This window comes from Nostoc sp. DedQUE04, from assembly GCF_034530995.1.
In the GTDB taxonomy this organism is placed as follows: Bacteria; Cyanobacteriota; Cyanobacteriia; order Cyanobacteriales; family Nostocaceae; genus Nostoc.
This window is the reverse complement of record NZ_JAVRCA010000059.1, coordinates 44,569-55,020: the sequence shown is the minus strand read 5'-3', so window position 1 is coordinate 55,020 and position 10,452 is coordinate 44,569. Positions and strand designations below refer to the sequence as shown.

The window sequence follows — 10,452 nt, the reverse complement described above, 5'->3', positions numbered from 1 at the left end:
TAATACTTATGTACTAGTAATTAGCGATCGCATTGTGCCAGTTGCGTAAGTCCTGGAAGAGAAGTTATGGTATTTTTTAATCTTCCTGTTTTCCTAAATAAGAACTAATTCACTAATTTACAGTAATTTTGAGATTACTTGGTGGACATTAGGCATTAGGCTATTATTGAGGTTCCAGTTTATGGAACCTAATTCTGTTTCAAAGTTTTGTTGCAATGCCTCTTGAGTTACACAACTATGAGTGGGAAGGAGAGCGTTTAGTCCAGAGAGAAACTGAACCTCATCATATTGCTGGTGTATTAGCTAAAATTCGATGGGTGCTAGAAAACTCAGATTGCGATTGGGAAGATGTTTACTCAGGTTATTATGAGTGCGAAGAAGATGGAACGGTTACTTTTTATGAGGGTGAAAGTGCTGAAGCTGGTAATCCAGGAATATGGACTTATGTAGTTTATAGCTGTCCTGTTGGCTCAGAAGAGGTAGTAAAAAATCCAGATATAAACACTTTAGCTCCAGCATTGGAGATCCAACAGCTTAAATATAAGCTTATTTTTGAAGAATTAGCAGAGTATAGGCAACAGCTTGGTCTGAGTCCAGCAGGTAGTGAGGACGATCGCGCTACAATCGCAAAGTTAGAGATAGGTAGTAGCGTTTTTTTTGGTATCAGTGCTGGCAGCAATCCCAATCGCAGAAAGATTACACTTAAAGTAAATCCAATTAGTCGCACACACGCTGAAGCTGATGCTTTCCAACAAGCCTTTGATGCAGGATTAAGAGGAGGGAAAGCGCGTTTAATAGTCGATCGGGATCTTTGTAGGGCGTGTGGTCAAAACGGAGGTGTGAAAGGAATGGCTAGACAGCTTGGTATAGAAGAAATAGAAGTTATTAGCCCTAGCGGTCGTCAGACAATTACATTGAAGTGAGGTTAATTATGTTCATCACAAAATTTTCAGTTGAAGATTGGATTGGAAATCAGAACAAAGGAAGTGTCGAGCAAGCGCATAGTTGGAAAGAAATAGAATCAGCTATTAGAGAGTTGGACGGGCATCACAAAACACTTGTAACCTTAGAAACAGATAGCGAAACTCACATGGCTGTAAGTGGTGGTTTAGGAAAATACGTAGTGTATTTGACATTTGATAATGAGAATTTTCATTATCTTGTTGACCCATCTAAATCAGATATAGATGAATTCGTGATAGTTGGGGGGCAAGAAGGTGTTTATCCGGCTTCGTCCTGCGTTGACTTGAATACAACCCTTAAAGCTGCCAAAGCTTTCGTGGAGCTTGGGACAATGGAAGAATCTGTTATTTGGGAAAAAGATGAAGTTGTTGAGCGGGTATAAAAATGCATATTGCGAATTGTTTCATTCTTCCTGTTTTCCCAAATACACCTCAATCACACGAGAGTCATTTTGCACTTCTTCAAAATTACCTTCGCACAATACCGAACCTTCATGTAACACTGTTACTTTCTTAGCAATTTGACGCACAAATTCCATATCATGTTCAATTACTAAAATTGAATGACTCTGCGCTAGTGCTAAAAGTAGTTCGCCGATGTTATAGGTTTCTTCATCTGTTAAACCAGCAACGGGTTCATCAACAAGTAATAAATCAGGTGACTGTGCTACTAACATCCCAATTTCTAAACGTTGCTTTTCTCCGTGAGAAAGTAAAGCTGCTCTGATATCGGCTTTCGGCGTTAAACCAATGGTTTCTAATAATCCTTTAATATTATTCTTTTCCACAGCATTAGAAGGTTCAAACAAAGTAGAAAAGACATTTTTCTTCTTGTGACTGGTAATGTCTAAATTTTCACGAGGCGTTAAGTTTAAGTAAATTCGGGGTGTTTGAAACTTGCGTCCAATTCCCAATCGGGCAATTTTATATTCAGGTAAAGAACGCAGGTTTCTTCCTTTGAATAAAACTCGCCCCACGGTTGGCTGAACTTTCCCCGTAATCACATCCAAAAAGGTTGTCTTTCCCGCACCATTTGGGCCAATTACGACTCGTAATTCACCCACATCCATACTAAAGTTAAGCTGGTTTAAAGCCTTAAAACCGTCAAAGCTAACAGTTACATTTTCAGTTTCCAATATTTTCGCGTTCATGTTGCACTTCGGGGTCTTCTTCTAAAGTGGGATATGTAGCAATTTCTTGACGACGGTGGAAAAGAGAAATATTCTGACTGCGCAACCATCCCACAATGCCGTCAGGAAGGACTGTGACGACTATCAAAAATAGTGCGCCTTGGAAAAATAGCCAGATTTCGGCAAATTGTTCGCTTAAAAAAGTGCGGGCATAATTGACTAACAAAGTTCCGACAATCGCGCCAATTAAAGTAGCGCGTCCGCCTACTGCTACCCAAATCACCATTTCAATCGAAAAGGCAATATCCATTGCTCTGGGTGATACAGAACCACTCTGGATGGTGTAAAATGCTCCTGCTATACCTGCGATCGCACCGGAAACTGCAAACACCAACACCTTAAAATCTGTAGGGTCATAGCCAGAAAATCGTACCCGACTTTCATCATCACGAATTGCTATCAACAACTTCCCAAAGCGTCCAGTTGTCAACCAGCGACAAATTCCGTAGGTGGCTGCGAGAAAGACTACCGTCAGCGTGTAGAAAATAAACTGCGTCTTGGCATCGCTGACCGTTGCGCCAAATAAAGTTGTAAAATCTATCAGTCCGTTCGTACCGTTGAAAAATTGCTGTTGACCGTTAAAGAAGTTGAAAAATACAATCGTTCCGGCTTGAGTCAAGATGGAAAAATAAACTCCCTTGATGCGATTTCGGAAAACCAAATATCCCAACAATCCCGCCAACAACCCCGGAATTAATACCACCAAAGCTATTGTCAAAGGAAAAGAATAAAAAGGTTGCCAAAAGGCGGGAAGTTCTGTAACCCCATAAAGCCCCATGAAATCAGGCAATTCTCCAGTAGGGACTTGCAACTTCAGGTACATTGCGATCGCATATCCACCCAAACCAAAGAAAATACCATGTCCCAAACTTAGTAAACCAGTATAACCCCAAATCAAATCAATACCCAAAGCTGCGATCGCCAGCGATAAAAATCGCCCCAACAAATTTAGGCGAAACTCCGACAGCAGCAGTGGCATAATGATGATGAGGAAGAGTGCGATCGCGATCGTCACCCCCACCTCAATTAATAATCCCCCCTTCTTTCTCATTCTCTGCGTCCTCTGCATCTCTGCGGCTTAAACATCAACAGTACGTCCCTTCTGCGGAAAAATTCCCCCAGGCTTCCACTGTAAAAACACAATAATCAGCGCAAATACCATCACCTTCGCCATACTTGTCGTTGCAAAAAAAGTAAAAAAATCAGTCAAAGGTTTAACAGGAGTCAACAACAAAGCCAAAGTCCCAGAACCAATTAAAAAATTAGCCGTACCAATACCCAACGCCGCCACAATCGTCCCGGCTAAATTACCCACACCTCCAACGACAACCACCATAAAAGTATCAATAATATAGTTTTGTCCCGTATTTGGCCCCACAGAACCAAGCAAACTAATCGCACATCCCGCCACACCAGCTAAACCAGAACCCAGTGCAAAAGTAATCGCGTCGACCTTTTGAGTTGGGATACCCAAACAAGCACTCATACTCCGGTTTTGCGTCACCGCCCGAATTCTTAAACCCCAGCTAGAACGCTGTAAAAATAAGTAAATTCCTGCCACACAGATGATTGTTAAAGCAATAATAAATAACCTGGCAAAGGGTATTTGTACACCACCTAAAGATATCCCTGCTTGTAACCAAGTCGGTGCTGTTACATCTACATTTTGAGCGCCAAACCAAGGTTGAGTTACTGCTAACTGATAAGTTTGACTCAATAAATTGCCCGTTGTGATTGTCACCCCCAGCGATAATAAAAATATCACCGCCACAATCCAGTTACGAACCCTTCCCAAATCAGTGCGAGAATTTAAAATCCATAAACCTCCAAAAAACAACAAAGAAAATAAGCCGATACCAATTATCAATACCCAATTCACGCTGCGGACAAACTGTTGAAAAATTAAACTTACTCCCCAAGTTGCTAGTAAAGTTTCTAATGGACGTCCATAGAGATAACGAATCACACCTTTTTCTAAAATTAATCCCACACCTGCCGTGAATATAAATGCAATAATCAAAGCCAAAAATATATAGACTTCAAACCACAACCCACCCAATTGCTTACATACATTTTGCACAACAAATGTTGTATAAGCACCAAACATCATCAATTCCCCATGCGCCATATTAATCACGCCCATCAAGCCAAATATAATCGCCAGCCCCAACGCTGCGATTAATAATACCGCGCCAATACTAATACCATTAAATACAGCTTCTAAGAATCCTGCTAACACTTATTTCTCCTTATTTGTCATTGGTCATTTGTCATTCGTCCTTTGTTATTCACTAATGACTAATGACTAATGACTAATGACTAATGACTAATGACTTAAACTTTCTTGAACTTACCACCCTTAGCAGGGTCACTCCAATCACAAGCAAATCCCTTAGTTTCTTTCACAAATTGATTCCAAGGAACCGGCTCAACTGCTGTCGGAGTAGCATAGACAATATCGAATAAACCATCTTGTCTAACTTCACCAATCCGCACAATTTTGGATATGTGATGATTGGCATCCATTGTCACTTTACCTTCAGGCGCATCTAAAGTTTGACCATAAGCCGCAGTACTTACCTTAGCTATGTCTGTAGTACCAGCTTTTTGGACTGCTTGCTTCCACAAATAAACTGCAATATACGCAGCTTCCATTGGGTCATTTGTCACCCGATTTTCACCGTACTCTTTTTTGAAAGCTGCTACAAACTTCTTATTAGCAGGTGTGTCTATTGTTTGAAAATAGTTCCAAGCTGCATAATGACCTTTGAGATACTCTACGCCAATTGCTTTCACTTCTTCTTCGGCAATACTTACAGACATGGAGGGATATTTATCTGGTGTCAATCCAGCCCCTTTTAATTGTTTGAAGAAAGCAACATTGCTATCACCATTTAAGGTGTTGTAAATCACGCCCCCATTGGGCAAATTTTGCTTGATTTTAGTGATAATTGGTGTAACTTCTGTGTTACCAAGAGGTAAATAATCTTCACCAACTGTTTTTCCGCCTAAAGCTTCTAGTTGAGCTTTAATGATGGTATTAGCTGTCCGAGGAAAAACGTAGTCAGAGCCAACTAAGAAGAATTCTTTGCCCTTATTTTTTAACAGCCAATCAACAGATGGTTCGATTTGTTGATTGGGTGCAGCGCCAGTGTAGAAAATATTTTTAGAACACTCTTGACCTTCGTATTGTACAGGATACCAGAGCATGTGGTTTTTGCTCTCGAATACTGGCTTAACGTTCTTGCGGCTAGCAGAAGTCCAACAACCAAAAACTACAGCGACTTTATCTTGATCGATTAGCTTAGTTGCCTTTTCTCTAAAAGTATCCCAGTTAGAAGCGCCATCTTCGGTAATTGCTTCAATTTGTTTACCTAAGACACCACCAGCTGCGTTAATTTCTTTGATTGCTAACTTTTCAGCATCAACAACGCTTTTTTCACTAATAGACATCGTACCACTCAAAGAGTGCAAAATACCTACTTTGATCGTGTCACCAGCAGTAGCCGCCGCTGGGGAAGCAGCAGGAGGTGCGGCTGGACTCTCTGTAGCAGTTGGAGAATTATTTGCGCAAGCTTTCAAAAAAAAGCTGCTGCCAAAAGTTAAAGAACCGTAGATTATAAACTTGCGTCGGTTAAATTGTCTTCTCATCTTTTTATGAATTTTCCTCTTGATGAATCAGCCAACTTAATAGAAAGCTGACAATATCAAACTTTAAAGTGTGATAATAGTGCGATAGTTTACTAGTAAAAAGTGACGGTTTATACAAAAATCTTTGTTTTTGTAATAAAAAACAAACTTTTTAAGATTAAGCTTTATTAACTTTATAAAGATTCTCATATCTATGCAACACGTTATGGAAGAACAAAAGCTTTCTCTTCCAGAAACGTCTTTGATTCTAGACAGTTAAAAACTGCTAAGTATCTAGGCAGAAATAAATTTAAAGTTTGTAGTAAGGACTTTAGTCTTGATAATCCTTGCTCTGAGCGATAAATTTTATGTTTAATTATGTCTACTACTTATCTCTTTTCAAAATTCTGGTCTGTGCTGAACAGATAGCTGGTTAATACAACAATAGTTTTAATCAACTATTGCTATTACTCAGATATTCCTGGTTCAATCCGTGCTCCAAGTTGAAGAATCCGTCCAAGGTCGTCAGCGTTTCGCCAAGTTTCAATTATCTTGCCGTCGGCAATATAATGAATGAATGTAGCAGTAAATATCTGCTGACGGCCGCGACTTAGTATGCCAAGAAAACTGTCTTGGATGCAGGTATTAGTCGCACGCACAACAACTTTGTCACCTTCAGCGATTACGTCTTCGATTGTCCATTTCTGCTCGATAGAGCCAAATGAACCAAAGAGTTTGCGTACCCCTTCAGGGCCGAGGGGAAGTCCTGGTAAACTACCGTGCATTTTCCAATTCGGGGCGGTTATCTCGCAAATTTCTTCGATTTTATGCTCGCTAATAAGTTCCATCCATCGTTGAGCAATGATTTTGTTGTTCTCAATGGAAGACATTGCTGCTGTTCCTCTACTGAAAATTAAGCGAACTCTAGTTATTTATTTAGACAGACAAGCTGCACTATTGTCAATTAACCAAGTTTAAGATTGAACTAAAATCAGTAGACCGAAAAGTTTTGCGGTAAGAATTCAGTAGCAAAGCCGGAGACTCCGAAAGCTCCGGTCAGAATAGTTAAAGAATTAGAGTCAGAACTTCAGATTTAGTGTTCCCGATATTAAGTGACATCAGCAACTCCCTTAGCCGTTTCCAGCCTTTGATAAAATGAGTTTATCTGTTGCAAGGGAATCAATCCTATGGAATACTCCATTGGCCTACCGCCACTCCCAACGGCGGCTGAACTTCCTGACTCTGACGGTACACCGGTGGATAACGAACTGCAAAACCTGATTCCCAACTTACTGTTAGCTATTTTGTCAGCTATTTGGCGCGATCGCACCGATTGGTTTTTTGGTGTGGATATGGGTATCTACTACCTACCAACTGCACCGAGAAAATCCATCGTCCCCGATGGGTTTTTGAGTTTGGGTGTGGAAAGATGGCGACGACCGCCGAATGGAAGACTCAGTTATGTGCTTTGGGAAGAGAATTGGACACCACCCACTTTGGTTGTCGAAATCGTCTCTCAAACTTATGGCGGGGAATATGATATCAAGCTGGAGAAATATCTGGATTTAGGGGTGTTGTATTACGTTATCTACAATCCCGAATATTGGCAACGAGATAATCATGCTCCCTTTGAGGTATATCGGCGAGTTGACGATGAATTTGTGTTGCAGTCGCAGGAACAGTTTTGGATACCGGAGTTGGAATTGGGAATTGGGGTAGCTGCGGGGATTCATAAAGGTTGGGAGCGAGACTGGTTATTTTGGTTCGATAGAGCAGGCAATCGCTTCCCTACCCCCGATGAACGCATAGAACAAGCTCAACAACAGGCGAAACTCGCTCAACAAGCCCTACAAGACTTGCGTTATCGTCTTCAACAGCGAGGTATCGATCCAGATAATTTATAACTTCTATAAGGGTAGTGAAATTATAAATTTTGTGCCTTCGTTGAGTGCAGATTCCACAGCAATTTTTCACTGCGGGCTTTTAGATTAGCATTTGTGTAATAATTTCATCTTCATGACCAGTTGCAAAATTAGCAAAGCGCTTTGCTAAAGGTGGTATAAGTACTAGGGGATTGCTAAATCCAGAGAAAACATGAACGCCTTCCAATCCTGGAATAGCACCAATTAAGGGAAGTTGATTGCTACTAAATGCCACTAAGCAGTGATACCAAGTCCCTGGTAAATGCTCTAATGCTGGTAAAATTTGACCAGCACCTTTTCGCAACCATTTTTCGCTTACGTCTGAGTTTACCTCGGCATGAGGATCTGCGATCGCCCGACTAATTTGACCGATGCGGATACTACCATCTTGAAACTGAATTGCACCCACATCTAAAATTGGCGGTACTAACTCGTTACCAAGTTCATCCCACAATTCATCAACTTGAGTAGATTCAGCTTCTAGTTGAAACCGTTGCTGATTCGCTGGCATAACTAAGGTGCGTAACCTGACATCAACAAGTGGGGTTTCAATAATTTCTTCGTGGGTAAAATACAGCTTGATGGAAACACCAGCAGACTTGAGCAGCTGGCGGCCCAGTCCACCCGCACAGATGACAACATTAGCGCTGTGGAAAGTTGCATTGGTGGTTTGGACGCCATTTTGCAATACTTGCAATACTTGGGTAATCTGCATTTCACCCCCAGCCCGCTTAAAAGCTTGGATGTAAGCTTGTGCTGTTTTTTCTGGGTGAATATGACCGTGTTTGACAGTTAAAGCCCCAGATATCGCCTCTGGATTTAGCTGCGGTTCCAACTCACAAGCTTCTTGAATACTGAGCAAACGCGGTGGAATGCCAAAATGATTATATGATGCCGCAGTTGTTTCTGGGTCGTTATCGGCTGAAATAGTCAGCAATAAATCTAATTCCCGAAATTGAATATCAGCGTCTAACTCTTGAGATAAGATATGGTAACGTGCGATCGCTTCTTCGCACAATTGCCGAGTTAGCAATGTAGTACCAGACCAATAAGCGAGTCCGCCATAACTATAGCGAGTTGCATTTTGTGGTGTAACATCTTGTTCTAGCAAAAGTACAGCAAAACCTTTTTTCGCTAGTTCGTAAGAGAGTGTAGCACCCGTAATTCCACCACCAACCACAATCCAGTCGTAGGTTTTCATATTTTGCAAATTATAAATAGGTTAAGGTAATTCGTAATTGATAATGACGTTCGCGGAGCGTCTCAAAGAGAAGATAGTAATAGTAATTCATCAATCTCTTGAAGATTACCAAGAAATAAATTATCCAATCTTGTGGGGTGGGCGACACGAGAGCCCAAGGCTTGGGGCGGACAAGATGTCCACCCCACAAGAAAAATTGTATGTTTTTTTATTTGTCAGTCCCTAAAACAATAATTTGTACTCAGTTATATAGATATTTCAGTAACTAATATTACTAAAATTATGCATAATTTATTTTCGTTAAAACTCGATAATTACTAATAAAAATTTTTCAATTACTGCTTGACAAGTATAAAATTATACACTAATATCAGAATACGATCGAGGCGATCGCTAAATCCCGCAAAGAAGACAGCAATCGCCCCTATCTAAACCCCAAGATCGATAAAGGCGATCGCCAAATCCCGCAAAGAAGACAGCGATCGCCTTTATATAAACCCCAATATCGGAGTATGAATATCATCATGTCACAATTACCAGAATCTGCCCAGTCCAAGTTAAAACAGTTTTTGTCTGGGGAAAATTTCGATACATCCACCAGCCATCAACCAACCCAACAACCATTACCCCGGCGAGAACCGATAAAACATACATTGATTGGTTCTGCCAAAGCCGTTACCAGCACCATCCACTATTTACAAGTAATTGGTTATGCCAGCGTTGGAGACTGGAGTCCATTAGTACCCACCGAGAATCCAGATAAGGTAATGAGCATTTTAATCCGCCAGATTCTTATCCACTAACCTAAATGTCGAGACGTTGCAATGCAACGTCTCTTTTCTATTCGATTTAGGGACTGATAAATAAAAAAATATACAACTTTTATTGTGGGGTGGGCGTCTCGCCCGCCCAGTTCATAGGGCGGACAAGATGTCCACCCCACAAGAGTGGATAATTTATTTCTTGGTAATCCTTTACAAAGCAGTAGGTGCGGGTTCGCCGACAGCAGAAACCACGTTTTTACGCACATTACGCTTGCGATCGCTTTTACGAATACCTCCAGCCATCTGATATTCATAGCTATTCTTACCAAATTTATAAGCAATACCACGCAAAATTTGCTCAGAATAATCTGCTAAATCTTGCTCATTTTCAATGATCTGGGTTAGCAAGACATCAATAGTAGAGAGGGTAGTATTGTATGCTTCTAGAGATTGTCGCAGGCTTTCGATTTTTCCAGTATAATCTTTGACTGACAATCCTTCTCCGACATTTAGACTTGAATTGATAGATTTAACGCTTGCTAGACGTGTTTCAGCTTTGCTAAGAATACGTGAATTTCGTTTTGGTCTTGCCATAATTGCTACTGATTTTTAAAATTTCCCATAACTCTATAATGGACAATTGTTTCAAAAGTTGTCATACGTAAAATTATTGGTTTTTATTTAAAAACCTAAAATTTAAGTAATTTCCAGCGACTTCTGATAACGTGAAGGCGGAAGTTGATCCAGAGTGCGCGAAACACTCAAACGTGAAGGCGGAATTCG

The 10,452-nt window shown here is 40.7% G+C and carries 11 protein-coding genes; 4 read left to right on the top strand and 7 right to left on the bottom strand.

The genetic code is table 11. The features are described 5' to 3' along the window. The first annotated feature begins 215 nt into the window (after positions 1-215). Together RM049_RS30110 and RM049_RS30105 are read left to right on the top strand one after the other, a co-directional pair. The gene (locus tag RM049_RS30110) at positions 216-923 is read left to right on the top strand and encodes a deaminase (protein WP_322706776.1); all 708 of its coding nucleotides are present in this window, start codon (positions 216-218) and stop codon (positions 921-923) included. An 8-nt stretch (positions 924-931) separates the two neighbouring features. Beyond that, complete coding sequence (locus RM049_RS30105) at positions 932-1,345, top strand: Imm1 family immunity protein (RefSeq protein ID WP_322706775.1); 414 nt, start codon at positions 932-934, stop codon at positions 1,343-1,345. Between the two features lie 21 nt (positions 1,346-1,366). Here RM049_RS30105 and urtD read toward each other — a convergent pair whose 3' ends face one another. From urtD to RM049_RS30080, 5 genes are all read right to left on the bottom strand, one after another. Next, on the bottom strand, positions 1,367-2,113 hold the full coding sequence (urtD, locus tag RM049_RS30100; protein WP_322706774.1) for an urea ABC transporter ATP-binding protein UrtD: 747 nt from the start codon (positions 2,111-2,113) through the stop codon (positions 1,367-1,369). After that, complete coding sequence (gene urtC / locus RM049_RS30095) at positions 2,088-3,203, bottom strand: urea ABC transporter permease subunit UrtC (RefSeq protein WP_322706773.1); 1,116 nt, start codon at positions 3,201-3,203, stop codon at positions 2,088-2,090. Before urtC ends, urtD begins: the two co-directional genes overlap by 26 nt. Positions 3,204-3,230: 27 nt before the next feature. Then, positions 3,231-4,391 carry an urea ABC transporter permease subunit UrtB gene (urtB, locus tag RM049_RS30090; protein WP_322706772.1) on the bottom strand — a complete coding sequence of 387 codons (1,161 nt, stop codon included), beginning with the start codon at positions 4,389-4,391 and terminating at the stop codon, positions 3,231-3,233. Between the two features lie 95 nt (positions 4,392-4,486). Next, positions 4,487-5,803 carry an urea ABC transporter substrate-binding protein gene (gene urtA / locus RM049_RS30085; protein WP_322706771.1) on the bottom strand — a complete coding sequence of 439 codons (1,317 nt, stop codon included), beginning with the start codon at positions 5,801-5,803 and terminating at the stop codon, positions 4,487-4,489. Positions 5,804-6,249: 446 nt separating this feature from the next. Beyond that, the gene (locus RM049_RS30080) at positions 6,250-6,672 is read right to left on the bottom strand and encodes an ester cyclase (protein WP_322706769.1); all 423 of its coding nucleotides are present in this window, start codon (positions 6,670-6,672) and stop codon (positions 6,250-6,252) included. Between the two features lie 297 nt (positions 6,673-6,969). On the opposite strand from RM049_RS30080, the gene RM049_RS30075 reads away from it, so the two are divergent. Then, positions 6,970-7,686, top strand: coding sequence for a Uma2 family endonuclease (locus tag RM049_RS30075; RefSeq protein ID WP_322706768.1), 717 nt, complete (start codon positions 6,970-6,972; stop codon positions 7,684-7,686). Positions 7,687-7,765: 79 nt separating this feature from the next. Here the strand turns inward: RM049_RS30075 and RM049_RS30070 are convergent, their stop codons facing one another. Continuing rightward, on the bottom strand, positions 7,766-8,905 hold the full coding sequence (locus tag RM049_RS30070; RefSeq protein WP_322706767.1) for an FAD-binding oxidoreductase: 1,140 nt from the start codon (positions 8,903-8,905) through the stop codon (positions 7,766-7,768). Positions 8,906-9,429: 524 nt separating this feature from the next. On the opposite strand from RM049_RS30070, the gene RM049_RS30065 reads away from it, so the two are divergent. Next, positions 9,430-9,708 (top strand): hypothetical protein, encoded by a 279-nt coding sequence (locus tag RM049_RS30065; RefSeq protein WP_322691158.1) that lies wholly within the window; start codon positions 9,430-9,432, stop codon positions 9,706-9,708. A 171-nt stretch (positions 9,709-9,879) separates the two neighbouring features. Here RM049_RS30065 and RM049_RS30060 read toward each other — a convergent pair whose 3' ends face one another. Then, complete coding sequence (locus tag RM049_RS30060; RefSeq protein WP_322706766.1) at positions 9,880-10,263, bottom strand: hypothetical protein; 384 nt, start codon at positions 10,261-10,263, stop codon at positions 9,880-9,882. Between the last annotated feature and the right edge of the window lie 189 nt (positions 10,264-10,452).

Coding starts and splice junctions, on each gene's coding strand:
- RM049_RS30065 (WP_322691158.1), top strand. CDS start 9,430: ATGTCACAATTACCAGAATCTGCCCAGTCCAAGTTAAAACAGTTTTTG.
- urtC (WP_322706773.1), bottom strand. CDS start 3,203: ATGAGAAAGAAGGGGGGATTATTAATTGAGGTGGGGGTGACGATCGCG.
- RM049_RS30075 (WP_322706768.1), top strand. CDS start 6,970: ATGGAATACTCCATTGGCCTACCGCCACTCCCAACGGCGGCTGAACTT.
- RM049_RS30110 (WP_322706776.1), top strand. CDS start 216: ATGCCTCTTGAGTTACACAACTATGAGTGGGAAGGAGAGCGTTTAGTC.
- RM049_RS30070 (WP_322706767.1), bottom strand. CDS start 8,905: ATGAAAACCTACGACTGGATTGTGGTTGGTGGTGGAATTACGGGTGCT.
- urtD (WP_322706774.1), bottom strand. CDS start 2,113: ATGAACGCGAAAATATTGGAAACTGAAAATGTAACTGTTAGCTTTGAC.
- RM049_RS30105 (WP_322706775.1), top strand. CDS start 932: ATGTTCATCACAAAATTTTCAGTTGAAGATTGGATTGGAAATCAGAAC.
- urtA (WP_322706771.1), bottom strand. CDS start 5,803: ATGAGAAGACAATTTAACCGACGCAAGTTTATAATCTACGGTTCTTTA.
- RM049_RS30080 (WP_322706769.1), bottom strand. CDS start 6,672: ATGTCTTCCATTGAGAACAACAAAATCATTGCTCAACGATGGATGGAA.
- RM049_RS30060 (WP_322706766.1), bottom strand. CDS start 10,263: ATGGCAAGACCAAAACGAAATTCACGTATTCTTAGCAAAGCTGAAACA.